This window comes from Pseudomonas entomophila (genome assembly GCF_029478665.1).
GTDB classification, from domain to species: Bacteria; Pseudomonadota; Gammaproteobacteria; order Pseudomonadales; family Pseudomonadaceae; genus Aquipseudomonas; species Aquipseudomonas entomophila_F.
In genome coordinates, this window is the sequence record NZ_JARPQB010000041.1 from 1 (window position 1) to 22518 (window position 22518).

At 65.3% G+C, this 22518-nt stretch carries 20 protein-coding genes; 16 read left to right on the forward strand and 4 right to left on the reverse strand.

Annotated elements, in window-relative coordinates; genetic code table 11:
* On the reverse strand, positions 1–2471 hold a 2471-nt coding region (locus tag P5705_RS19370; protein WP_277462579.1), incomplete at its 3' end, for a retention module-containing protein.
* Positions 2472–2821: 350 nt separating this feature from the next.
* On the opposite strand from P5705_RS19370, the gene P5705_RS19375 reads away from it, so the two are divergent.
* The 7 genes from P5705_RS19375 to P5705_RS19405 all read left to right on the forward strand — a co-directional run bounded on the left by P5705_RS19375 (position 2822) and on the right by P5705_RS19405 (position 11814).
* Positions 2822–4159, forward strand: coding sequence for a TolC family outer membrane protein (locus tag P5705_RS19375; protein WP_277462580.1), 1338 nt, complete (start codon positions 2822–2824; stop codon positions 4157–4159).
* A gap of 44 nt (positions 4160–4203) precedes the next feature.
* Complete coding sequence (locus P5705_RS19380; RefSeq protein ID WP_277462581.1) at positions 4204–6360, forward strand: type I secretion system permease/ATPase; 2157 nt, start codon at positions 4204–4206, stop codon at positions 6358–6360.
* Between the two features lie 7 nt (positions 6361–6367).
* The gene (locus P5705_RS19385; RefSeq protein ID WP_240064090.1) at positions 6368–7726 is read left to right on the forward strand and encodes an HlyD family type I secretion periplasmic adaptor subunit; all 1359 of its coding nucleotides are present in this window, start codon (positions 6368–6370) and stop codon (positions 7724–7726) included.
* Positions 7727–8129: 403 nt separating this feature from the next.
* Entirely contained in the window at positions 8130–9029 is a 900-nt protein-coding gene (locus P5705_RS19390; RefSeq protein WP_277462582.1) for a TauD/TfdA dioxygenase family protein, read from the forward strand.
* Between the two features lie 18 nt (positions 9030–9047).
* Positions 9048–10067 (forward strand): ABC transporter substrate-binding protein, encoded by a 1020-nt coding sequence (locus tag P5705_RS19395; protein WP_277462583.1) that lies wholly within the window; start codon positions 9048–9050, stop codon positions 10065–10067.
* A 6-nt stretch (positions 10068–10073) separates the two neighbouring features.
* Complete coding sequence (locus P5705_RS19400; RefSeq protein ID WP_277462584.1) at positions 10074–10937, forward strand: ABC transporter ATP-binding protein; 864 nt, start codon at positions 10074–10076, stop codon at positions 10935–10937.
* A 13-nt stretch (positions 10938–10950) separates the two neighbouring features.
* Complete coding sequence (locus tag P5705_RS19405; protein ID WP_277462585.1) at positions 10951–11814, forward strand: ABC transporter permease; 864 nt, start codon at positions 10951–10953, stop codon at positions 11812–11814.
* A gap of 92 nt (positions 11815–11906) precedes the next feature.
* On the opposite strand, the gene P5705_RS19410 is transcribed toward P5705_RS19405, so the two are convergent.
* Positions 11907–12467: a WYL domain-containing protein gene (locus tag P5705_RS19410; protein ID WP_213659088.1), complete on the reverse strand. Its 561-nt coding sequence runs from the start codon at positions 12465–12467 to the stop codon at positions 11907–11909.
* A gap of 207 nt (positions 12468–12674) precedes the next feature.
* On the opposite strand from P5705_RS19410, the gene P5705_RS19415 reads away from it, so the two are divergent.
* The 8 genes from P5705_RS19415 to rsd all read left to right on the forward strand — a co-directional run bounded on the left by P5705_RS19415 (position 12675) and on the right by rsd (position 20147).
* Positions 12675–13487 (forward strand): tetratricopeptide repeat protein, encoded by an 813-nt coding sequence (locus P5705_RS19415; protein ID WP_277462586.1) that lies wholly within the window; start codon positions 12675–12677, stop codon positions 13485–13487.
* A 219-nt stretch (positions 13488–13706) separates the two neighbouring features.
* Positions 13707–14144, forward strand: a complete 438-nt coding sequence (locus tag P5705_RS19420; RefSeq protein ID WP_277462587.1) for a MarR family winged helix-turn-helix transcriptional regulator — start codon at positions 13707–13709, stop codon at positions 14142–14144.
* Positions 14141–16228: an FUSC family protein gene (locus P5705_RS19425; RefSeq protein WP_277462588.1), complete on the forward strand. Its 2088-nt coding sequence runs from the start codon at positions 14141–14143 to the stop codon at positions 16226–16228. Before P5705_RS19420 ends, P5705_RS19425 begins: the two co-directional genes overlap by 4 nt.
* Positions 16225–16437, forward strand: a complete 213-nt coding sequence (locus tag P5705_RS19430) for a DUF1656 domain-containing protein (RefSeq protein WP_011531590.1) — start codon at positions 16225–16227, stop codon at positions 16435–16437. Before P5705_RS19425 ends, P5705_RS19430 begins: the two co-directional genes overlap by 4 nt.
* On the forward strand, positions 16434–17309 hold the full coding sequence (locus P5705_RS19435; RefSeq protein ID WP_277462589.1) for an efflux RND transporter periplasmic adaptor subunit: 876 nt from the start codon (positions 16434–16436) through the stop codon (positions 17307–17309). Before P5705_RS19430 ends, P5705_RS19435 begins: the two co-directional genes overlap by 4 nt.
* Positions 17306–18724, forward strand: coding sequence for an efflux transporter outer membrane subunit (locus P5705_RS19440; protein ID WP_277462590.1), 1419 nt, complete (start codon positions 17306–17308; stop codon positions 18722–18724). The genes P5705_RS19435 and P5705_RS19440 overlap by 4 nt, the downstream gene beginning before the upstream one ends.
* A gap of 214 nt (positions 18725–18938) precedes the next feature.
* On the forward strand, positions 18939–19445 hold the full coding sequence (locus P5705_RS19445; RefSeq protein ID WP_277462591.1) for a disulfide bond formation protein B: 507 nt from the start codon (positions 18939–18941) through the stop codon (positions 19443–19445).
* 231 nt (positions 19446–19676) lie between these two features.
* Positions 19677–20147 (forward strand): sigma D regulator, encoded by a 471-nt coding sequence (rsd, locus tag P5705_RS19450; RefSeq protein WP_277462592.1) that lies wholly within the window; start codon positions 19677–19679, stop codon positions 20145–20147.
* 1 nt (position 20148) lies between these two features.
* Here the strand turns inward: rsd and P5705_RS19455 are convergent, their stop codons facing one another.
* Positions 20149–20814: an FKBP-type peptidyl-prolyl cis-trans isomerase gene (locus P5705_RS19455; protein ID WP_277462593.1), complete on the reverse strand. Its 666-nt coding sequence runs from the start codon at positions 20812–20814 to the stop codon at positions 20149–20151.
* Positions 20815–21038: 224 nt separating this feature from the next.
* On the opposite strand from P5705_RS19455, the gene P5705_RS19460 reads away from it, so the two are divergent.
* Positions 21039–22055, forward strand: coding sequence for an AlgP family protein (locus tag P5705_RS19460; protein WP_277462594.1), 1017 nt, complete (start codon positions 21039–21041; stop codon positions 22053–22055).
* On the opposite strand, the gene P5705_RS19465 is transcribed toward P5705_RS19460, so the two are convergent.
* The gene (locus tag P5705_RS19465; RefSeq protein ID WP_277462595.1) at positions 22031–22510 is read right to left on the reverse strand and encodes a TIGR02444 family protein; all 480 of its coding nucleotides are present in this window, start codon (positions 22508–22510) and stop codon (positions 22031–22033) included. The genes P5705_RS19460 and P5705_RS19465 overlap by 25 nt on opposite strands.
* Positions 22511–22518 lie beyond the last annotated feature (8 nt).

The following is a 22518-nucleotide window of genomic DNA, read 5'->3' on the forward strand; positions in this document are numbered from 1 at the left end:
TCCAGCGGCTGGTTCACTTTGACAGTGAAGGTCGGCTGTTGGGTTTCGTTCACGTCACCATTGCTGACGATGGTCACGGCGACCTTGTCGCCTTCGTTGCCGGTGCCCGGGGTGCCGGTGCCTGGCTCGTCAGTGACGGTGGTGGTGATGGTGTTGTCGCCGAGGGTCAGCTTCTCGAAGTTGTCGCCACCGACGACCGATTCGATCTTGTTGACGATCGAAGGTTGGCCACCGACGTAGACATCATCCTTGGCGGTGATGGTGAAGGTGCCGCTGGCGCTGCCAGCTGGGATGGTCACCTTGGTGCCATCGGTCAGGGTGAAGGTCAGACCGTTGTGGCCGGTGACCGACAGGCCCTGGGCATTGGTCAGGGTCACGGTGTAGGTGACCTGGCCGCCTTCGCTGACGGTGGTCTTGTCCGCAGTCAGGGTTGCGACCACTTCACTGACGGTGTCAGTGATCTGCACGGTGGCGTTGCCACCCAGCTCCAGGTTCTCGAAGGTCTTGCCCGGGACGCTGGCGTCGGTCACACCCAAGGTCACCGAACCGCCATCCTTGAACACGTCGTCGCCCTGGGCCGGAAGGCTGTAGGTCGCCTGGGTCTGGCCGGCTGCGATAACCACCTTGTCGCCATTGGACAGGGTGACAGTCAGGTCATGGTCGAGTTTCTGGCTGACCGAAACGGTAAAGGTCGGCTGCTCGGCCTCGGTGACGTTGCCATTGCTGGCGATGCTGACCGTGACGGTGTCGACACTGTCGTTGACGACGGTCTGCGCTGGCGTCGGGTTCGGCACCAGATTCTCGAAGTTGCCGCCCGTTGCCCCCGTGATCGTGGTACTGACGGTGCTGCCATTGACGAACACGTCGTTGGCGGGCGTCTGGAAGTCGACGCTGGCGGACGACTTGCCCGCTTCGATGGTAACGGTCTGGCCATTGGACAAGGTGACGGTCACCGGCGTCTGCGCCGGGTTGGTCAGGGTCACGGTGTAGGTGATCACACCGCCTTCGGTCACGCTCGGGGTGGCGGTGAGGGTAGCGGTGGTGGTGTCGACCGAGTCATTGATGACGGTCTGCGCTGGCGTCGGGTTCGGTACCAGATTCTCGAAGTTACCGCCCGTTGTACCCGTGATCGTGGTGCTTACGGTGCTGCCGTTGTTGTAGACGTCATCGGCCGGGGTCTGGAAATCGACGCTGCCGGAAGACTTGCCGGCTTCGATGGTGACGGTCTGGCCGTTGGACAGGGTGACAGTGACTGGCGTCTGCGCCGGGTTGGTCAAGGTCACGGTGTAGGTGATCACACCGCCTTCGGTCACGCTCGGGGTGGCGGTGAGGGTGGCGGTGGTGGTGTCGACCGAGTCATTGATGACGGTCTGCGCTGGCGTCGGGTTCGGCACCAGATTCTCGAAGTTGCCGCCCGTTGCCCCCGTGATCGTGGTGCTGACGGTGCTGCCATTGTTGTAGACGTCGTTGGCCGGGGTCTGGAAATCAACGCTGGCGGAAGACTTGCCCGCTTCGATGGTGACGGTCTGGCCGTTGGACAGGGTGACGGTGACCGGCGTCTGCGCCGGGTTGGTCAGGGTCACGGTGTAGGTGATCACGCCACCTTCGGTCACGCTCGGGGTCGCGGTCAGCGTCGCCGTGGTGGTGTCGATTGTGTCGGTGACCTGGGTCACGGCCGGCGTGGTGCTCGGGGTGACGATCAGGCCGTTGCCGCCGGTGGTGCCGGTGATGGTGGTGGAGATCTGACCGCCATCGTTGTACGGCGTGTCGTTGGCCGGGATGGTGACGTTGACGGTGCCGGTGGTTTGCCCGGCCGGAATCACGATCACCGCGCCGTTGGACAGGGTGACGGTGAGGTTGCTCAGCGGTGCTTGGCCGACGGTCGCGGTATAGACGATCACGCCACCCGCTTCAGTGATCGAAGGGGTGGCGCTGAGGGTGAGGCCAGTGCTGATCGGCGTGTTGGCGGTGGTGTCGGTGCCTGTCGTGTCCAGCCCGCCGATTTCCTGGTTGCCCAGCCCGCTGGCGAAGCCGATAGGGCCGGTGGGGAAACCGATGTTCGGGTCGACCGCCCCGGCAGTTTCCTCGAGCAGCACGAAGCTGTGGCCGCCGCCGACCGAGCCGCCGCCTGCCGCGGCCGGGCCGGCTGCGGTGGCTTCCAGTTCGGTGGTCGGGTCGGCACCCGCCGCGATGGCCTGCTGCAGTTCTTCGACCGAGGGCGCTGCCTGGGCGGTGGCCTGGCTCAGGTCGGTGCTGCTGTCGGGCGCGTCGGCGCTCCATTGGGTGTCGCGGCCCAGGTCGAGCAGGCGGCCGTCCGCCAGCTCCAAGGTGACCGCGCCGCCAGCGCCGGTGTCTACCTGTTCGCCGGCGAACAGGCGGTCGCCTTCGATGAGTACGCGCCGGATGCCTTCTGGGGAAACTGCGATGACTTGGCCAACAATGCTTTTGACGATGGCAACAACAGTGCTCATTGGACTCTCCGGACTACCCGTTCAGTTGGCTTCCATGCCTGGCCGGCATGCAAAGGCGGCGACTGATGGAATGTTTCAAAAATGTTTTTGACACCCTAAAGTGTCAATTTTACGTCTATAACTATTGGCGATTTACTTTATGCCAAACTATTGACCTTCTGGCTGCCATCCTAAACAATCGCCAACGTAATGTCACATTGATATTTGGCCATCCACAGCCCTTTCTTTCGTATTAATCGCACTGCCTATTCGGAAGCTTCCTACACACAGGATCGGGGTTTGCCATTTTCCAAGGCAGGCACAGCTTCGGCTGTGATTTGGGACAACAGCTCTCTCGGGAACCAGTAAAAATGCGTGCGTCACTGTTCACCGCTCTTCCTTTCGCGCTTGCCGCCACCTTCGCTCAAGCACAGACCCTGCCCGAAGCCATGCAGAAGGCCCTCGAGGTGCACCCGGAAATCCAGGCCGGCGTGAATGCCCGCATGGCTGCGGATCACCAACTGCGCGCCGCCAAGGGCGGCTATTTGCCGCGGGTCGACGTGACCGCCGGCTATGGCCGTGAGGGCACCGACAGCCCCAGCACTGGCAACCGCTGGGAAACCCTCAACCGTGGCGAGTCGGCCCTGCGCCTGCGGCAGATGGTCTTCGACGGCTTCGCCACCTCCAGCGAAGTAGGCCGCCAGCAAGCCACCGTCAACGCTCGCGCCTATTCCCTGCTGGGTACTTCCGAACGCACCGCGCTGACCGTGGCCCAGGTCTACCTGGACGTGCTGGCCCGCCGCGAAATGGTGCGCCTGGCCGAAGACAACCTGCGCAACCACGACCGCATCCTTGACCAGATCAAGCTGCGCACCAGCCGCGGCGTGGGTCGCATGGCCGACCTCGACCAGGCCGAAGCGCGCCAGGCCCAGGCCCGCAACAACCTGATCACCGAGCAGACCAACCTGGCCGACGCCAACACCAACTACCTGAGCGTCGTCGGGCAAATGCCGGACGAGTTAAGCACGCCAGCGCCATTTGTCGATCTGTTGCCGGCCACCCTCGACGAAGCCCGCCACCAGCTGATCGAAGACAGCCCGATCCTGCGCTCGGCCGAGTCCGACATCGCCGCCGCCGAAAAGCAATATGAAGCCGCGAAGTCTACGTTCTATCCACGCTTCGATGCCGAACTCGGACGAACGGCCGACAACAACCTCGACGGCGCGGTCGGCCACAACAACGAATGGCAGGCCATGCTGCGCATGAACTTCAACCTGTACGCCGGTGGCAGCAACAAGGCGGACCTGGAATCGAAGTCGTACCTGGCCAACCAGGCCCTGGACATTCGCAACAACGCCTTGCGCCAGCTCAATGAGGAGTTAGGCTTGGCATGGAATGCTCTGGACAACGCCAATGCCCAGGTGCCGATCGCCCAGCAGTACGTCGATCACAGCCAGCGCGTGCGCAGCGCCTACCAGCAACAGTTCGGCCTGGGCGAGCGCACCCTGCTCGATTTGCTCGACAGCGAAAATGAAACCTTCACCGCCCAGCGCCGTCTGGTAGAGGTGAAGAACACACAAATGTTTACTCAGTACCGAATCAAGGCGACCATTGGCCAACTGCTCAAGAGCCAGGGCGTCGTAGCCCCCATGGCATCCGTTGTGCAGAACGACCTGAAACCCAAGGTGAACCTGCCAGGCATGAACTGACAGGCGCGCCTTGCCCCTACCCGCAAGGATGAAGAGAGCGCCGCGTGGAATCCGAAGTCAGTCGAGTCCAACTCAGCCACGATCCACGCAGTCAGCATGACGACCCGTTGCTGGACAGTCTGCTGACCCTGTGTGTCCTGCACCAGAAGCCCGCCAGCCGGGCCATGCTGACCACCGGGCTGCCCTTGCCCTCGCAGCGCCTGACCGCCGAGCTGCTGCCCCGCGCCGCCGCCCGGGCGGGCCTGCAGGGCCGCCTGCTGCAGCGCAAGCTGGAGCAGATCCCGAACATCGCCATGCCGGCGATGGTGCTGCTCAAGGAGGGCCGCTGCGCGGTCCTGCTCGGTTGGGAGAACGAAGACACCGCCCGCCTGCTGCTCAGCGAGAGCGACGGCGGCGAGGTGCATGTCACCCGTGAAGCGTTGCAGAGCGACTACAGCGGCAAGGTGTTCTTCGCCCAGCCGCAGCACAAGTTCGACGTCAACCACGGCAACCTCATCCCGCGCGCCCGCTCCTGGTTCCGCGACACGCTGCTGCGCAGCAAATGGCTGTACATCGACGCCATCGCCGCCAGCCTGGTGATCAACCTGATCGCCCTGGCCGCGCCGCTGTTCGTGATGAACGTGTACGACCGCGTGGTGCCCAACCAGGCCACCTCGACCCTGTGGGTCCTGGCCATCGGCATTGCCGGCGCCTATGTCTTCGACCTCATCCTCAAGGGCCTGCGCAGCCTTTGCCTGGACCTGGCCGGCAAGAAGACCGACCTGATCATCTCGGCGACGCTGTTCGAGCGCATCGTCGGGATGTCGATGAAGTACCGCCCGGCGCGGGTCGGCAGCTTTGCCCAGAACATCCATGAGTTCCAGGGGCTGCGCGACTTCCTCGCCTCGCTCACGCTCACCAGCCTGATCGACTTGCCGTTCACCCTGCTGATCCTGATGGTCATCGCCATCATCGGCGGGCACCTGGTGTGGATCCCGATCCTGGCCTTCCCGCTGGCCCTGGGCATCGGCTACGCCCTGCAGAAGCCGCTGATGGCGACCATGGAACGGACCATGGCCCTGGCCTCCGAGCGCCAGTCGAGCCTGATCGAAACCCTCGCCGGGCTGGACGCGGTCAAGGTCAACAACGCCGAGAGCGAGCGCCAGTACATGTGGGAGCAGACCCTCGGCACCCTCAGCCGCCTGGAACTGCGGGTCAAGGTGCTGTCGGGCCTGGCCATGAACATCACCCTGCTGATCCAGCAACTGGCCGGCGTGGCGATGATCTGCGTCGGCGTGTACCTGATCATCGACGGCAACCTCAGCATGGGCGGCCTGGTGGCCTGCTACATGCTCAGTGGCCGTGCCCTCGGCCCGCTGGGCCAGCTCAACGGCCTGCTGGCCCGCTACCAGCAAGCCAAGGTGACCATGGTCGCCACCGACCAGATGATGGAACTGCCGCAAGAGCGCAACTTCGAGGAGCGCCCGCTGAGCCGTCAGGTGCTGCAGGGCGCGGTCGAGTTCCGTGGGGTCGAGTTCACTTACCCCAACCAGCAGAACCAGGCGCTCAAGGGCATCAACCTGACCATCCGCCCGGGCGAGAAGGTCGGCATCATCGGCCGCAGCGGCTCGGGCAAGAGCTCGCTGGCCAAGCTGATCGTCGGCCTCTACGAGCCGGACAACGGCTCGCTGCTGGTCGACGGCGTGGATATCCGCCAGATCGATGTCAGCGAGCTGCGCCACAACATCGGCTATGTGCCCCAGGACATCCAGCTGCTGGCCGGCACCCTGCGCGACAACCTGGTCAGCGGCGCCCGCTACATCGAGGACGAGCTGATCCTGCAGGCCGCGGAACTGGCGGGTGTGCACGAGTTCGCCCGCCTGCACCCGGACGGTTACGAGCTGCAGGTCGGCGAGCGCGGCCAGAACCTCTCCGGCGGCCAGCGGCAGAACGTCGCCCTGGGCCGTGCCTTGCTGCTCAACCCGCAGATCCTGCTGCTCGACGAGCCCACCAGCGCCATGGACAACACCGGCGAAGAGCGCCTCAAGCAGCGCCTGGCCGCGGTGATCGAAGGCAAGACCGTGCTGCTGGTCACCCACCGCGCCTCGTTGCTGTCGCTGGTGGACCGGTTGATCGTCATCGATCGTGGACAGATTGTCGCGGATGGCCCGAAAGCCGCCGTCATGGATGCGCTGAAGAAGGGGCAGATCAGTGTTGCATAAGCTGGATATGGGGCGTTTCAAGGACAACCTGCGCCGTTACTTCAAGGGCTCCGAGTCCCTGGCCGGGCAGCCGCTGCCCGAGGTCAACAAGGCGCTGATCGAGGATGCGCCGCGCATCGTGCGCCTGACCATCTGGGGCGTGATCGCGTTCTTCCTGTTCATGATCGTCTGGGCCAGCGTCGCGCCCATCGACGAGGTGACGCGCGGGGAGGGCAAGGCCATCCCGTCGTCCAAGGTACAGAAGATCCAGAACCTCGAGGGCGGCATCGTCGCCGAGATCTTCGCCAAGGAAGGCGAGATCGTCGAGGTCGGCCAGCCGCTGCTGCGCCTGGACGAGACCCGCTTCGCCTCCAACGTCGACGAAACCGAGGCCCTGCGCCTGGCCATGGCCCTGCGCGTGCAGCGCCTGACCGCCGAAGTCGAGGACAAGCCGCTGCAGATCGACGAAGAGCTGCGCAAGGCCGCCCCCAACCAGGCCGCCAACGAGCAGTCGCTGTACCAGAGCCGTCGCCAGCAGTTGCAGGACGAGGTGGCGGGTTTGCAGCAGCAACTGGTGCAGAAGCAACAGGAGCTGCGCGAGTTCAACTCCAAGCGCGCCCAGTACGCCAACAGCTTGCAGCTGCTGCGCCAGGAGATCGCCATGTCCGAGCCACTGGTGGCCCAGGGCGCGATCTCCCAGGTCGAGGTGCTGCGCCTGCGCCGCGCCGAAGTCGAGAACCGTGGCCAGATGGATTCCACCAGCCTGGCCATCCCGCGGGCCGAAGCGGCGATCAAGGAAGTCGAGAGCAAGATCGAGGAGACCCGCGGCAAGTTCCGCAGCGAGGCGCTGACCCAGCTCAACGAGGCGCGCACCGAGCTGAACAAGGCCACCGCCACCAGCAAGGCGCTGGATGACCGGGTGAACCGCACCGTGGTCATCTCGCCGGTACGGGGCATCGTCAAGCAGCTGCTGGTCAACACCATCGGCGGGGTGATCCAGCCGGGCAGCGACATCATCGAGATCGTGCCGCTGGACGACACCCTGGTGATCGAGGCGAAGATCCTGCCCAAGGATATCGCCTTCCTGCACCCGGGCCAGGAAGCCACGGTCAAGTTCAGCGCCTACGACTACACCATCTACGGCGGCATGAAGGCCAAGCTCGAGCAGATCGGCGCCGACACCATCACCGACGAAGACAAGAAGACCACCTACTACCTGATCAAGCTGCGCACCGACAAGAGCCACCTGGGCACGGACGAGAAGCCGTTGCTGATCATCCCCGGGATGGTGGCGACGGTGGACATCATGACCGGCAAGAAGACCATCATGAGCTACCTGCTCAAGCCGATCATCAAGGCCCGCTCGGAAGCCCTGCGCGAGCGTTGATCGATCTTGTGGGAGCAACTGTCTTCTTCGTGGACGCTGGCCCGGCCATGCCGGGCATCGCCAGCAAGGCTGGCTCCTACAGGTCTGCAGTGAGGCTCATGTTTCCTGCGCAGTCTCAAGGCTAGCGCCGCACCTGTAGGAGCCGGCCTTGCCGGCGAAGGGGCCAGTGCAGCCAGCACAAGACAGTTGTTCCCACAGATGAACGTAGGGTCTGAAGGAACAAGCCCTTCATATGGATATGCCGTAACGGTATTTAAAATATCGTTCTTATGACTTTATAGTCATTCCCACTGCGTACCCGCCGACCAATCGGCGCGCCGCACGACTCGAACCCACACGGGCAAACCCCGTGCGTTTCCGATCGTTGCGCGCCCTGAAGTCGCGCACTGCGTGGGAGTGACCAATGCCAGCCGCCTCGAACGCCCTGTCGTCCATCGACAGTGCCCTGCCGCAAACCTTCGACATCCGCCCGTTCCCGGGTGCCGTCGGCGCCGAGATCGTCGGCCTCGACCTGGCCCGACCGGTCAATGCCGAGGATTTCAGCCGAATCCACCGCGCCCATCTGGACCACCATGTCCTGGTGTTTCGCGACCAGCGCATCAGCCCCGAACAACAGATCGCCTTCAGCCGCCGTTTCGGTGAGCTGCAGATCCATGTGCTCAAGCAGTTCCTGCTGGCAGGCCACCCCGAGATCCTGATCGTGTCCAATATCGTCGAGGACGGCCGTAACGTCGGCCTGGGCGATGCCGGCAAGTTCTGGCACTCCGACCTGTCGTACAAGGCACTCCCCAGCCTGGGCTCGATGTTGCATGCACAAGAGCTGCCCAGCGAAGGTGGCGATACCCTGTTCGCCGACATGCACAAGGCCTGGGACGCCGTGCCCGAGGCCCTGTGCAAAGTCGTCGAGGGCCGCGTCGCCGCTCACTCCTATACCGCCCGCTACGCCGAGACCAAGTTCGAAGGCAACTGGCGCCCGAGCCTCACCGCCGAGCAACTCGCCCAAGTCCAGGAAGTCATCCATCCCGTGGTGCGCACTCACCCCGAAAACGGCCGCAAGGCGCTGTTCGTCAGCGAGGGCTTCACCACCCGCATCGTCGGCCTGCCGGATGACGAAAGCCGCGATGTGCTGCAGCAGCTGTATGCCCTGAGCGTGCTCGAGCAGAACATCTACCGCCACCAATGGCGGCCGAACGACCTGGTGTTCTGGGACAACCGCTCGCTGATCCACCTGGCCGCCGGCTGCCCCGCGCACCTGCGGCGCAAGCTGTACCGCACCACCATCCAGGGCGACGCCCCGTTCTGACGACTGAGGAAATTCATCATGCGCATATCCATCAGCCGCCTGGCGGCCAGCATCGCCCTGGGTGCCAGTCTGGTCACCGGCAGCCTCGTGGCGCCCACCGTGGCCCACGCCGAAGGGCAGATCCGCATCGCCGAACAGTTCGGCATCGTCTACCTGCTGCTCAACGTCGTCCGTGACCAGCAACTGATCGAGAAGCACGGCAAGGAGCAGGGCATCGACATCAAGGTCGACTGGGTCCAGCTCTCCGGCGGCGCGGCGATCAACGACGCACTGCTGTCCGGCTCGGTGGACATCGCCGGTGCCGGTGTCGGCCCGCTGCTCACGGTATGGGATCGCACCAAGGGCCGGCAGAACGTCAAGGCCGTGGCCTCGCTGGGCAACTTCCCGTACTACCTGGTCAGCAGCAACCCCAACGTGAAGACCATCGCCGATATCGGTGACAAGGACCGCATCGCCGTACCGGCGGTGGGCGTTTCGGTGCAGTCGCGCTTCCTGCAGTACGCCGCCGCCCAGCAGTGGGGCGACAAGGCATACAACCGCCTCGACAAGTACACCCTGGCGGTGCCGCACCCGGACGCCACCGCGGCGCTGCTGGCCGGTGGCACCGAGCTCAACGGGCACTTCTCCAACCCGCCGTTCCAGGACCAGGTGCTGGCCAACAAGAACGTGCATGTGGTGCTCGACAGCTATGACCTGCTCGGCCCCAACTCGCCGACGCTGCTGTTCGCCACCGAGAAGTTCCGCAACGACAACCCGAAGACCTACAAGGCTTTCGTCGACGCCCTGGCGCAAGCGGCTGAGTTCGCCCAGAAGGACAAGGCCGCCGCCGCCGACACCTACATCCGCGTGACCAAGGCCAAGATCGACCGCGACGCGCTGATCAAGCTGATCGACAACCCCCGGTACGAGTTCACCGTCACCCCGAAGAACACCTACAAGCTGGCCGACTTCCTCTACCGGGTCGGCGCGATCAAGAACAAGCCGGCGTCGTGGAAGGACTACTTCTTCCAGGATGAACGCCCATTGCAGGGGAGCTGATCACCCATGACCGCCCCCTTGCCAGGCCACACGGCCAGCAAACTGAGCCCTGTCGCCACCCCACCGCTGCTGGCGGTGGACAACCTCAGCCTCGAATACCGCACCGCCCAGCGCGTGGTGCGGGCCACCCACCAGGTCAGCTTCGAAGTCGACCGCGCCGACCGCTTCGTGCTGCTCGGCCCGTCCGGTTGCGGCAAGTCCACCTTGCTCAAGGCCGTGGCCGGCTTCATCGAGCCCCGCGAAGGGCGGATCCTGCTCCAGGGCCAGCCGGTGCGCGGCCCCGGGCCGGACCGTATCGTGGTGTTCCAGGAGTTCGACCAGTTGCCGCCTTGGAAGACGGTGAAGCAGAACGTGATGTTCCCGCTGTTGGTGTCCGGGCAGCTCAAGCGCGCCGAAGCCGAGGAGCGGGCGCTGCACTATCTCGACAAGGTGGGCTTGGCGGCCTTTGCCGACGCCTATCCCCATACCCTGTCCGGCGGCATGAAGGCCCGCGTGGCCATCGCCCGGGCACTGGCGACCCAGCCGAAGATCCTGCTGATGGACGAGCCGTTCGCCGCGCTCGACGCGCTGACCCGGCGCAAGATGCAGGAAGAACTGCTGCTGTTGTGGGAGGAGGTGCGTTTCACCCTGCTGTTCGTCACCCACTCCATCGAGGAGGCGCTGGTGGTCGGCAACCGCATCCTGCTGCTATCGCCGCACCCTGGGCGGGTGCGGGCCGAAGTGCATAGCCACCAGTACGACCTCGGCAGCCTGGGTGGCAGCGATTTCCAGGCCAGCGCCAGGCGTATTCACCGCCTGCTGTTCGACGAGGCCGATGCCCCGGAGCAAGCGGGTGATCTGGGCTTCAACGACATCCGCATCGCCTACTGACAGGAGCCTGGGCATGACGATGACACCTGTACGCCAGGAATACGAAGTGCAGCTGCAGCCCCTGCCCGGGGTGCCGCTGGAGCGTGAGCTGCCGGTGGCGCAACGGCTGTGGCAGCAGGGCTGGTTGCGCAAGGCGCTGATCCTGGTGCTGCTCGCGGGCATCTGGGAGGCGGTGGCCCGCTATACCGGCAATGACCTGCTGCTGCCCAGCTTCCTGCAGACCGCCATGGCACTGTGGGATGGCCTGGCCAGTGGCGAGCTGCCGGCCAAGGTCGGTGTTTCGCTGGTGGTGCTGCTCAAGGGCTATGTGCTGGGTATCGTCCTGGCCTTCGGCCTGACCAGCCTGGCGGTCTCGACCCAGTTGGGGCGTGACCTGCTGGGTACCCTCACCTCGATGTTCAACCCCTTGCCGGCCATCGCGCTTTTGCCACTGGCGTTGCTGTGGTTCGGCCTGGGCGACAACAGCCTGATCTTCGTGCTGGTGCATTCGGTGCTGTGGGCGCTGGCGCTGAATACCTACGCCGGTTTTCTCGGGGTTTCCGAAACCTTGCGCATGGCGGGGCGCAACTATGGTTTGCGCGGTTTGCGGCTGGTACTGCACATCCTCGTGCCGGCGGCGCTGCCGTCGATCCTGTCGGGGCTGAAGATCGGCTGGGCGTTCGCCTGGCGCACGCTGATCGCCGCCGAGCTGGTGTTCGGCGCCAGCAGCGGCAAGGGCGGGTTGGGCTGGTACATCTTCCAGAACCGCAACGAGCTGTACACCGACAAGGTATTCGCCGGGCTGGCGGTGGTGATCCTGATCGGCTTGCTGGTGGAGGGGCTGGTGTTCAATACCCTGGAGCGGCTGACAGTAAGGCGCTGGGGGATGCAGCGCTAGCTTGGCCCTGTAGGAGCCAGCCTTGCTGGCGAACCGGCCTTGCTCGGTATCCTGGGCAAGGCTACGCCTTGCATCGCCAGCAAGGCTGGCTCCTACAGGCCTTGGTACTGGGCGGCGGCGGCGGCCAGTGTGCGGGCGATTTCCTCGCGCAATGTGCTTGGCAACTCCACCACCAACCCTTGTCCCTGGCTCAGCAGCCACCAGCGCAGCGGCCAGCCATCGACCACCGTTGCCCGCAACCGATGCCCCTGCTCCAGTGCGGTCAGTTGCATGTCCCCGGTCAACGGCGACTCGCGCAGTTGGCGGGCCAGGTGGTCGCTGACCCACGCCTGCAACTCGACCCCTTCACCCACGACAGGCTGTAGCGAATCGCCCCGCAGATAGCCCTGCAGGTCGAAGTTTCCCCGCAACTCGCTTCCGGCGCTGGCCGACCAGTGCCAGCCAAACGGAATGCTCTTGTCATTGCGCTCCAGCGGGAAGATCAGCGACAGCTCGTTCAGGTCCCGCTCCACCGTGCGCTTGCTGACACTGAAACCCACGTCACGCAGGCGCCACACCAGCTCGGCACTGGTGATCCCGGGGGAGCGGCTGGGCAGCTGGCGCAGCAAGGCCCATTGGCGGCTGAGGGTGGCGCGGGTGGTGGCGAACGGCAAAAGGAAACGTCCTTGTCTAGGCTATGCCGCCATAGGATGGCGACACGGGTGGGGCATGGCAATTGGCCACAGCCTGCTCAGATCAAGGAACAGGCAAATGGTTGCCAGGGATCGAATCGTTCGCGACAGGTTTTGTCGTGGCATCGCGCAGAATCACGCCTCATCACAGTCGTGGTCGGTGCTGTGGGTCGTTCAATGAGGATGAACATGTCTGCTGCCAGCAATATCCATTCGCTGCTCGCGCGGCTTCTACCCGAGCGGATCGTCCCGGCGCCGGCACGCCCGGGGCAGCGCCACCGGCTGTTCGCCGGGATCGGCATGCCGAGCCAGCAGGCGCTGGCGGGCGAGCGCTTCGGCCTGGTCGACCGTCTGGATGAAGCGGTCGACGTGCAGGCGATCTATGCCGACCTCTGTCGCCAGGCACTGCTGGGCAACGTGGCGGTGCTCAACGACCTGGGCTGGATCTGGCTCAACGGCAAGTACTGGCGCGGCGATACGGTGCTGGCGGGGCACCTGCTGCGCATGGCGGCGTTGCAGGGCAATGCCGCGGCCTGGTTCAACCTCGGGCAGCAGCACTACTTCGGCAAGGGTGTGGATATCTCCTATGCCAACGCCGCCGAGTATTACCGGCATGCCTTCGAGCGCGGCATGCCCCTGGCCGCCGCAGCGCTGGGGGACCTGTACGAGGAAGAAGTCTGCGACGGCGGCCAGGACTGGCAAGTCGACCCCTGCGAAGCCTACCAATGGTTCCTGCGCGGGGCCCGGCAGGGTGAGACACGCTGTCGATTCGAGGTGGGCTATCGGTTGCTGCATGGGTTGTATGTGGAGCCGGATACCAAGGCCGCGCTGTACTGGCTCGAGCTGGCGGCGGCGACCGGGGTGATGCAGGCGGCTGAAGAGCTGGCGGTGCATTTCAGCAGCCGCGACGCGGCGCGCTACCTGGGGTGGCGCGACCAGGCGATCAAGCTGGGCAGCAACCTGGCATTGACCATGAAGCTGGAAGATCAGATCCAGCCATAACCCATTGATTTGAAGAGTCCTCTGTAGGAGCGGCTGCAGCCGCGATCACCCGCGAAGCGGGTGCCAGGCACTGCGTTGCCGGCATCGCGGCTGAAGCCGCTCCTACGAGGATCATGAACAACCTTTCATCCAAACCTGCCATCGCCCCCGGTTGACGACAGGGGGAGGGCAGGGCGTATATTGATAGTTAGCAAACTATGAATATCCTCGGTTCCCCTTATGTCCCTTGACGCACTGCACCTGAAGATCAGCAGCGGCATGGTCGTGGCCGCCCGGCATTGGCGTCGCCTGTGCCAAGGCGCGCTGACCGGCTATGGCATTTCCGAAGCCTGCGCCGTGCCGTTGCTGATGATCGTGCGCCTGGGCGACGGTGTGCATCAGGTGGCGGTGGCCCAGGCAGCCGGGTTGGAAAGCCCATCGCTGGTGCGCCTGCTCGACCAGCTGTGCAAGGCGGGCCTGGTGTGCCGCAGCGAAGACCCGCTGGACCGCCGCGCCAAGGCCCTGAGCCTTACCGTCGAGGGCCGCGCCCTGGCCGAGTCCATCGAGGGTGAACTGGTGCGTTTGCGCCGCGAAGTGCTGCACGGCATCGACCAGGCCGACCTGGAAGCCACCCTGCGGGTGATCCAGGCGTTCGAAACGGCGGGCGTGCTGCCATGAACGGCTTCTTCAGCTCGGTGCCCCCGGCCCGCGACTGGTTCTATGGCGTGCGCACCTTCGCCGCCTCGATGATCGCCCTGTACATTGCCCTGCTGATGCAGCTGCCGCGCCCGTACTGGGCGATGGCCACGGTGTACATCGTTTCCAGCCCGTTCCTCGGCCCGACCACGTCCAAGGCACTGTATCGCGCCCTTGGTACGCTGCTAGGCACCGGTGGGGCGATCTTCCTGGTGCCACCGCTGGTGCAGTCGCCCCTGCTGCTGAGCATCGCCATCGCCCTGTGGACCGGCACCCTGCTGTTCCTCTCGCTGAACCTGCGCACGGCCAACAACTACGTGCTGATGCTGGCCGGCTATACCCTGCCGATGATCGCCCTGGCCGTGGTCGACAACCCGCTGGCGGTGTTCGACGTGGCTTCGTCCCGCGCCCAGGAGATCTGCCTGGGGATCGTCTGTGCGGCGGTGGTCGGCGCGGTCTTCTGGCCTCGGCGCCTGGCTCCGGTGGTGGTCGGCGCCACCGGCAGCTGGTTCAACGAGGCGATCCGCTACAGCGACACCTACCTCGCCCGCGAGGCCAGCGCCGACAAGCTCGGCGGCATGCGCGGCGCGATGGTCGCCACCTTCAACTCGCTGGAGATGATGATCGGTCAGCTCGGCCATGAAGGCGCCGGCCCCCACACCCTGAAAAATGCCCGCGAGCTGCGCGGCCGCATGATCCACCTGTTGCCGGTAATCGACGCGCTCGACGATGCCCTGGTCGCCCTCGAAGGCCGAGCCCCCGCCCAGTTCGCCCAGTTGCAACCGCTGCTGGACAGCGCCCGCGAATGGCTCAAGGGCACCGCCGACAGCGCCTCGGTGGCACGCTGGACAGCCCTGCACGAGCAGATCGACCGCCTGCAACCCGGCGCCGCGGCCATCGACCAGCGCGCCGAGTTGCTGCTGTCCAACGCGCTCTACCGGCTGACCGAGTGGGCCGACCTCTGGCAAGACTGCTGCACCCTGCAGCACGCCTTGCGCACGGATGACGCCAAACCCTGGCGCGCGGTGTACCGCCACTGGCGCCTGGGCCGCCTGACGCCGTTCTTCGACCGTGGCCTGATGCTCTACTCGGTGTTCTCCACGGTCACCGCCATCGTCGTCGCCTGCGGCCTGTGGATCGGCCTGGGCTGGAACGACGGCGCCAGCGCGGTGATCCTCGCCGCCGTGTCGTGCAGCTTCTTCGCCGCGATGGACGACCCGGCGCCGCAGATCTACCGGTTCTTCTTCTGGACGCTGATGTCGGTGATCTTCTCCAGCCTGTACCTGTTCCTGGTGCTGCCCAACCTGCACGACTTCGCCATGCTGGTGCTGGCCTTCGCCGTGCCGTTCATCTGCGTCGGCACCCTGACCGTGCAACCGCGCTTCTACCTGGGCACCTTGCTGACCATCGTCAACACCTCGACCTTCATCAGCATCCAGGGTGCCTACGACGCCGACTTCTTCACTTTCATCAACGCCAACCTGGCCGGCCCCGTGGGCCTGCTGTTCGCCTTCATCTGGACCTTGGTCGTGCGCCCGTTCGGTGTGGAGCTGGCGGCCAAGCGCATGACCCGCTTCGCCTGGCGCGACATCGTCGAGATGACCGAGCCGGCCACGCTGGCCGAACATCGCCAGGTCGGTGTACAGATGCTCGACCGCCTGATGCAGCACCTGCCGCGGCTGTCGCAGACGGGGCAGGACAGCGGCGTGGCCCTGCGCGACCTGCGTGTGGGCCTGAACCTGCTCGACCTGCTGGCCTACATGCCCCGTGCCGGCAGCCAGGCCCGCGAGCGCCTGCGTACCGTGGTCGAGGAAGTCGGCGGCCACTACGCCGCCTGCCTGCGCGCCAACCAGCGGCTGCACGCCCCGGCGGCGCTGCTGCGCAACATGGAGCGCGCGCGCCTGGCGCTGAACCTGGACGAACTGTACGAACGCGGCGCTGCCCGCACTCACCTGCTGCACGCCCTGGCCGGCCTGCGCCTGGCGCTGCTGCCAGGGGTCGAGGTGATGCTCGAGCCCGCCGAACAAACGCAACTGCCCCCCGGCCTCGATGGAGCGCCCCTGTGATCGGTGAACTGGATATCAGTGGGGTGTTCCTGCCCACGCTGCTGGTGATGATGTTTGGCACCTACCTGTTGTACCTGGGCGTGCACGCCGTGCTGGTGCGCCTGCACTTCTACCGCCTGGTCTGGCACCGGGCGTTGTTCAACGTTGCCCTGTATGCCGTGCTGCTTGGCGCGGTGGACCACTTTTGCCGAAGCCTGATGCTGCCATGAAAAAACCTTTGCTGACCCTGGGCCGCGTGGTCCTGACCTTGCTGGTAGTGACCTTCGCCGCCGTGCTCGTGTGGCAGATGGTCGTGTACTACATGTTCGCGCCGTGGACCCGCGACGGGCATATCCGCGCCGACGTGATCCAGATCGCCCCGGATGTCTCCGGGCTGATCCAGAAGGTCGAGGTGCGCGACAACCAGACCGTCAAGCGCGGCGACGTGCTGTTCACCATCGACCAGGACCGCTTCACCCTGGCCCTGCGCCAGGCCAAGGCGACCCTGGCCGAGCGCCAGGAGACCCTGGCCCAGGCTTCGCGCGAGGCCCTGCGCAACCGCAAGCTGGGCAACCTGGTGGCAGCCGAGCAACTGGAAGAGAGCCAGTCCCGCGAGGCCCGCGCGCGCTCGGCGGTCAATGAAGCCCAGGTACAGGTCGACGTCGCCCAGCTCAACCTCGACCGCTCGGTGGTGCGCAGCCCGGTGGACGGCTACCTCAACGACCGCGCCCCGCGTGCCCACGAGTTCGTCAGCGCCGGCCACCCGGTGCTGTCGGTGGTCGACAGCGCTTCCTACCATGTTGATGGCTACTTCGAAGAAACCAAGCTGGGTGGCATCCACATTGGCGATGCCGTGGAGATCCGCGTGATGGGCGACAACACCCGCCTGCGCGGTCGCGTGCAGAGCCTGGCCGCCGGCATCGAGGACCGCGACCGCAGCAGCGGTGCCAACCTGCTGCCCAACGTCAACCCGGCGTTCAGCTGGGTGCGCCTGGCCCAGCGGATCCCGGTGCGCATTGCGTTCGACGAGGTGCCGGAAGACTTCCGCATGATTGCCGGGCGCACCGCCACGGTGTCGATCATCGAGGACAAGCGCCCATGAAACACCTGATCCTGGCCGGGCTCAGCCTGTCCTTGGGCGCCTGCATGATGGTCGGCCCGAACTACGAGGTGCCCAAGGACGCGGCCGTGCAGCGTGCCGACCTCAACGGCCCGCTGCGCCAGGACGCCGACAGCGTGGTGTCGGCACCGGTGGCCGAGGACTGGTGGCAGCTCTACCAGGATCCACGCCTCGACGCGTTGGTGCGTCAGGCCCTGAGCGCCAATACCGAGCTGCGCGTGGCCGCCGCCAATATCGCCAAGGCCCGTGCCCAGGTCGAGGTGGCCGAGTCCCAGGGTGGCTTCAACGGCGGTATCAAGGCGGGCGCCCAGCGCCTGCAGGAGTCCGGCGAAGCCTTCCTGCTGCCGGAGAAGGTGCCGGTGGCCAACATCGGCGAGACGATCATCAGCGCCAGCTACCAATTCGACCTGTGGGGCACCTTCAAGCGCGGCACCGAGGCTGCCAAGGCCAATGCCGACGCGGTGCAGGCGGCCGCCGACACCGCGCGCATCACCCTGGTGGCCGATGTGGTCAAGGCCTACACCCAGGTGTGCTCGGCCAACGAGGAATACCACATCGCCCGCGAGTCGCTGGACCTGCAGGAACAGAGCGTGCAGCTGACCCAGCGCCTGCGCGACGCCGGCCGCGGCGACGAGACCCAGGTCACCCGTTCGCAAACGCAGTTCAAGTCGCTGCGTGCCGAGTTGCCGCGTTTCAAGGCCGAGCGTGAGGCCGGCCTGTACACGCTGGCCGCATTGCTGGCCAGACCCGTCGAGCAACTGCCTGCGGGTACCGCCGATTGCGCCGAGCTGCCGCAGTTGGCGCAACTGATCCCGGTGGGCGACGGCGCCGCGCTGCTCAAGCGCCGCCCCGACGTGCGCCAGGCCGAGCGCCAGCTGGCGGCGGCGACCGCCTACATCGGCGTGGCCACCGGCGCGTTGTACCCGGACATCAGCATCGGCGCCCAGGTGGGCACCATCGGCCTGCTGAAGAACCTCGGCGAGCCCTCGACCAACCGTTGGGGCTTCGGCCCGCAGATCACCTGGAACATCCCCACCAACGGCACCCGCGCGCGCATTCGCGAGGCAGAGGCTTCCACCCAGGCGGCATTGGCGCGCTTCGACGGCGTGGTGCTCAACGCCATCCGCGAAACCCAGACCCGCCTGGCCCAATACAGCGCCTTGCTCGACCGCCGCGACGCCCTGGCCGACGCCGAGCGCTCGGCCAAGGAATCGGCGGACCAGACGCACCTGCGTTACCAGGTCGGGCGTGAGTCGTTCCTCGCCGACTTGCAGGCAACCCGTACCTACACCGATGTGCGGTCACAGTTGGCGGCGGCGAACAGCCAGGTAGCGATGGGGCAAATTGGCGTGTTCCTGGCCTTGGGCGGGGGCTGGAAAGGCGCGGCCCGGCAATAGCGGAGTACTTGTCCACAGGCTCCAGCGCAGTTGGAGCCTGCCTTACAGCGTCGCGTCGAAAGATCCTCTTGCTCCATAGGAATGTTCCTACTTGCATTAGAAGCGTTTCCTTGCCAATCAGCGACTTGTCCGCGCCGTAGCGCCTTGATACAAAGCGCCTCTTTCCTCTACCGTTCCCAACCACTTCTCCCAACTTCGCGGACATTCATCGCCCATGTCGCTGGCCTGCTTGCGCAGCTTTTTCCTTCCCGCCCTGCTGGCCTCGATGGCTGTGCTGGTGGCGTCGTTTCAACTGGAGTCGGTTATCGGCCTGGTGCCCTGCGCGCTGTGTTTCAGCCAGCGCCTGATGCTTGGGGGGTACGCTCTGGTCTGCCTGGCTGCGCTCGTGCATTCGCCCACCGAGCGTGGGCGGCGGGGTTATGCGTGGCTGGCGCTTGCCGGTGCACTCGGTGGTGCATTGCTGGCTGGCCGACATGTCTGGCTGCAAGGTGATCCCCTGGTGGCTGACGGCTGCCCTCTGCCAGTAGACCAAATCATGCAGCGCCCCATGGGCGAGATCTTGCGCATGTTCCTGCTGGGCAGCCCGGATTGTGTTTCCATCAGCTGGAGTTTTCTCGACCTGACCTTGCCCGAATGGAGCCTTCTGGCGTTTTTGCTGCTCGCCGCCATGCCCCTGTCCTGGCTGGTGGCGTATCGATTCCGCAATCGCCCGATGGCTTGATCCAGAGCAACACTGCGGGGGTTGCTCGACCAGTGGCAGGTAGGAACGGGATTAAACGCTTGTATGAACTTTGTCCACTGCGTACCTTGAAGGGCAGGTCGCGCGGGAATAATCTCGCAGCACGCATACCCAAAACACACCTGTTCGATGCCGTCCTGCTGATGTCACCTTTGTGCCACGGTGTTGTGTCGCGAGGTGCAGCGGCATCTATCCAGAAGGGAAGAGATCGCCATGCTCGATAGTTGCCAGAACGCCCAGGAACGCTGGGGCGGTGTTCACAAGCTGATCGATCGTTGGCTGGAGGAGCGCCAGGAGCTGGTGCAAGCCTTCCGCGCACTGCGCGATGCCAAGCCGGCCTTTGCCGACAAGGACAAGAACCGCGATTTCTGCGCGCTCCTGGTCGATTATGTCTCGGCCTGGCACTTCGAAGTCAGCGAGCAGCTGGTCAGCGAAGCCAAGGCCTTTGGCGATACCAAGGCCCTGGAACTGGCCACGCAGATCAACCCGCGTATCGATGACAGCACCCAGATCGCGCTGGCCTTCAACGACCATTGCGAGAAGGGCGAGTGCACCGACCCCGAGCGCTTCGCGGACAAGTTGGGCAAGTTGGGCGGCCTGTTGCGCGAACGCTTCGAGCTGGAGGACTGCCTCATCGAAGTGCTGCACACCGCGCACAAGGAAGAGGACGCGGTGCAGGCCTGACTCAGTCGGCCACCGCCAGCAGTTCGATCTCGAACACCAGCGGGGTGTAGGGCGCGATCAGGTCGCCCGCGCCGTCGGCGCCATAGGCTTGCGCCGACGGTATCACCAGCCGCCATTTCGACCCCGCCTTCATCCTGGGCAGCGCCACCTGCCAGCCTTCGATCACCGAGTCCAGCTTGAACCACTGCGGTTGCTGGCTCTGGTCGAACACCGAGCCGTCCGGCAATTTCCCCACGTAACGCACCTGCACGCTGCCGGTGGCCTTGGGCTGCGCACCGTTGCCGCTGGCCAGTTCACTGTAGAGGATGCCTTCGGGCAGTTCATGCACACCGGCGCGTGCGCGCTCGCTGGCCATGAAGCGCTTTTCCGCGCTCAGCAGGGTGTCCACGCGCGCCTGCTCGGCGGCGGCATTGGCCTGCTCTTCATGCGTCTGCAGGATCGCCTCCATCTGTGACTTGGCGATCCGTGGCGGCTGGCCCTGATAGGCCTGGCGCAGGCCTTCGACCAGGGCATCGAGCTGCAGGCCAGGCACCTCCTGGCGCAGGCGCTCGCCCAGGCTGGCGCCGAGGCTGTAGGCCAGGTCGCTGTCGTTGCCGGGTGAGGACTCGGGGTTGGCCAGCGCCAGTGGGGCCACCAGGCACAGGCCGAGAATCAGGTAACGAGGCATGGTCGACTCCTGCTGCAAAGAGCGCGAAGTATGCCAGCGTTGTCGAAGAAAGATGTGCAATTGTCGGCAAGGAATTAACAGGCAACTACACTTGCTTCCAGCTGCAAGACAACAACTTTGCCCAGGCATGCAACGCGGCGCTACTGATACTGTCAACATGCCCTAGCGGCAGTAGCAGCAGAAGCATAGTATGAGTCGCACTCTCGTCAGCCAGGAGGTAATCCATGTCGGCCAAAAAGAAAGCAGTCAGTACGCCGTTGCACCTGCTCCAGCAACTTTCGGGCAGCCTGCTCGAACATTTGGAAGATGCCTGCTCCCAAGCACTGGCGGATGCCGAGAAACTGTTGGCCAAGTTGGAAAAACAACGTGGCAAGGCGCAGGAGAAACTGCACAACGCGCGCCTGAAGTTGCAGGACGCGGCCAAGGCTGGCAAAGCCAAGGCACAAGGCAAGGCGCAGAAAGCCGCCAGTGAACTTGAAGCGCTGCTCGATGCGCTGAAGGCGCGTCAGGCTCAGACTCGCACCTATATCCAGCAGCTCAAGCGTGATGCCCAGGAAAGCCTGAAACTGGCCCAGGGCGTGGGCAAGGTTCGCGAGGCTGCGGCCAAGGCGTTGCACTTGCGCTCCGAGGCACCGAAGGCTGCTGCAAAACCTGCAGCCAAACCGGCTGCCGCCAAGGCCCCGGCCAAGACTGCCGCAGCAAAACCGGCCGCTAAGCAAGCCGCCAAACCGGCCGCCGCCAAGGCCCCGGTCAAGACTGCCGCAGCAAAACCGGCAGCCAAGCCAGTCGCCAAACCAGCCGCCGCCAAAGCGCCGGCCAAGACCGCCGCAGCAAAACCGGCCGCCAAGCCAGCCGCCAAACCGGCCGCCGCCAAGGCCCCGGCCAAGACTGCCGCAGCAAAACCGGCCGCCAAGCCAGCCGCCAAACCGGCTGCCGCCAAAGCCCCGGCCAAGACTGCCGCAGCAAAACCTGCAGCCAAGCCAGCTGCTAAACCGGCCGCCGCCAAAGCGCCGGCCAAGACCGCCGCAGCAAAACCTGCCGCCAAACCCGCCACCGTCAAGGCTCCGGCCAAACCTGCAGCCAGACCCGCCGCCGTCAAGGCCCCGACCAAGCCTGCCGCTGCGAAACCCGCAGCCAAGCCAGCCACTCCGGCTGCCAGCGCCACCCCGGCCCCAGTAGCGACGCCAGCAGCACCGGCCGCGGCCAGCACCCCGGCTCAGTCGCCTTCCTCGGCCTCCTGAAGCCTCCGGGCCACGGCGCGCAGCGTATGCAGCGCGTCGTGATCCCGGGCCTGGTCCGGTGCCAGCCGGGCCAGCCAATCTTCCGTCTCATTCTGTTCGGCGGGCCACTCGCGGGCCAATGCTTCCAGGCGCTCAAGCAGCGTGCGTTCAGCCTGTAGCTCCAGGCTCTTCACTTGCTCACGCAGCACGCTCAAGCTCGGGTCGGCCAGCGCCTGCTCGCGCCACTGCTGGCGCAGCGTGCGCAGCGGGGAGACCACGTCACGCTGCCAAGGGCTGGCTAATGCTTGAAGGGCCTGTATCCGTCGTTCATTCGGAGCTGCCTGGCGGGCCTGCAGCCAGGTACCGCAGAGCAGCAGGCAGACATCGCCGCCCAACGCCTGGAGGGTCAGGCAGGCGCCTTCGACACCCGGTCGTGCGTACAGGGCCAAGGCATGGTTCCACAGGTCGGTGTGCATGGTTTCAC

Excerpts from the sequence above, each read along its gene's own strand:
- P5705_RS19375 (WP_277462580.1), top strand. The coding sequence starts at position 2,822 with ATGCGTGCGTCACTGTTCACCGCTCTTCCTTTCGCGCTTGCCGCCACC.
- P5705_RS19385 (WP_240064090.1), top strand. The coding sequence starts at position 6,368 with ATGGGGCGTTTCAAGGACAACCTGCGCCGTTACTTCAAGGGCTCCGAG.
- P5705_RS19390 (WP_277462582.1), top strand. The coding sequence starts at position 8,130 with ATGCCAGCCGCCTCGAACGCCCTGTCGTCCATCGACAGTGCCCTGCCG.
- P5705_RS19395 (WP_277462583.1), top strand. The coding sequence starts at position 9,048 with ATGCGCATATCCATCAGCCGCCTGGCGGCCAGCATCGCCCTGGGTGCC.
- P5705_RS19400 (WP_277462584.1), top strand. The coding sequence starts at position 10,074 with ATGACCGCCCCCTTGCCAGGCCACACGGCCAGCAAACTGAGCCCTGTC.
- P5705_RS19405 (WP_277462585.1), top strand. The coding sequence starts at position 10,951 with ATGACGATGACACCTGTACGCCAGGAATACGAAGTGCAGCTGCAGCCC.
- P5705_RS19415 (WP_277462586.1), top strand. The coding sequence starts at position 12,675 with ATGTCTGCTGCCAGCAATATCCATTCGCTGCTCGCGCGGCTTCTACCC.
- P5705_RS19420 (WP_277462587.1), top strand. The coding sequence starts at position 13,707 with ATGTCCCTTGACGCACTGCACCTGAAGATCAGCAGCGGCATGGTCGTG.
- P5705_RS19425 (WP_277462588.1), top strand. The coding sequence starts at position 14,141 with ATGAACGGCTTCTTCAGCTCGGTGCCCCCGGCCCGCGACTGGTTCTAT.
- P5705_RS19435 (WP_277462589.1), top strand. The coding sequence starts at position 16,434 with ATGAAAAAACCTTTGCTGACCCTGGGCCGCGTGGTCCTGACCTTGCTG.
- P5705_RS19440 (WP_277462590.1), top strand. The coding sequence starts at position 17,306 with ATGAAACACCTGATCCTGGCCGGGCTCAGCCTGTCCTTGGGCGCCTGC.
- P5705_RS19445 (WP_277462591.1), top strand. The coding sequence starts at position 18,939 with ATGTCGCTGGCCTGCTTGCGCAGCTTTTTCCTTCCCGCCCTGCTGGCC.
- rsd (WP_277462592.1), top strand. The coding sequence starts at position 19,677 with ATGCTCGATAGTTGCCAGAACGCCCAGGAACGCTGGGGCGGTGTTCAC.
- P5705_RS19455 (WP_277462593.1), bottom strand. The coding sequence starts at position 20,814 with ATGCCTCGTTACCTGATTCTCGGCCTGTGCCTGGTGGCCCCACTGGCG.
- P5705_RS19460 (WP_277462594.1), top strand. The coding sequence starts at position 21,039 with ATGTCGGCCAAAAAGAAAGCAGTCAGTACGCCGTTGCACCTGCTCCAG.
- P5705_RS19465 (WP_277462595.1), bottom strand. The coding sequence starts at position 22,510 with ATGCACACCGACCTGTGGAACCATGCCTTGGCCCTGTACGCACGACCG.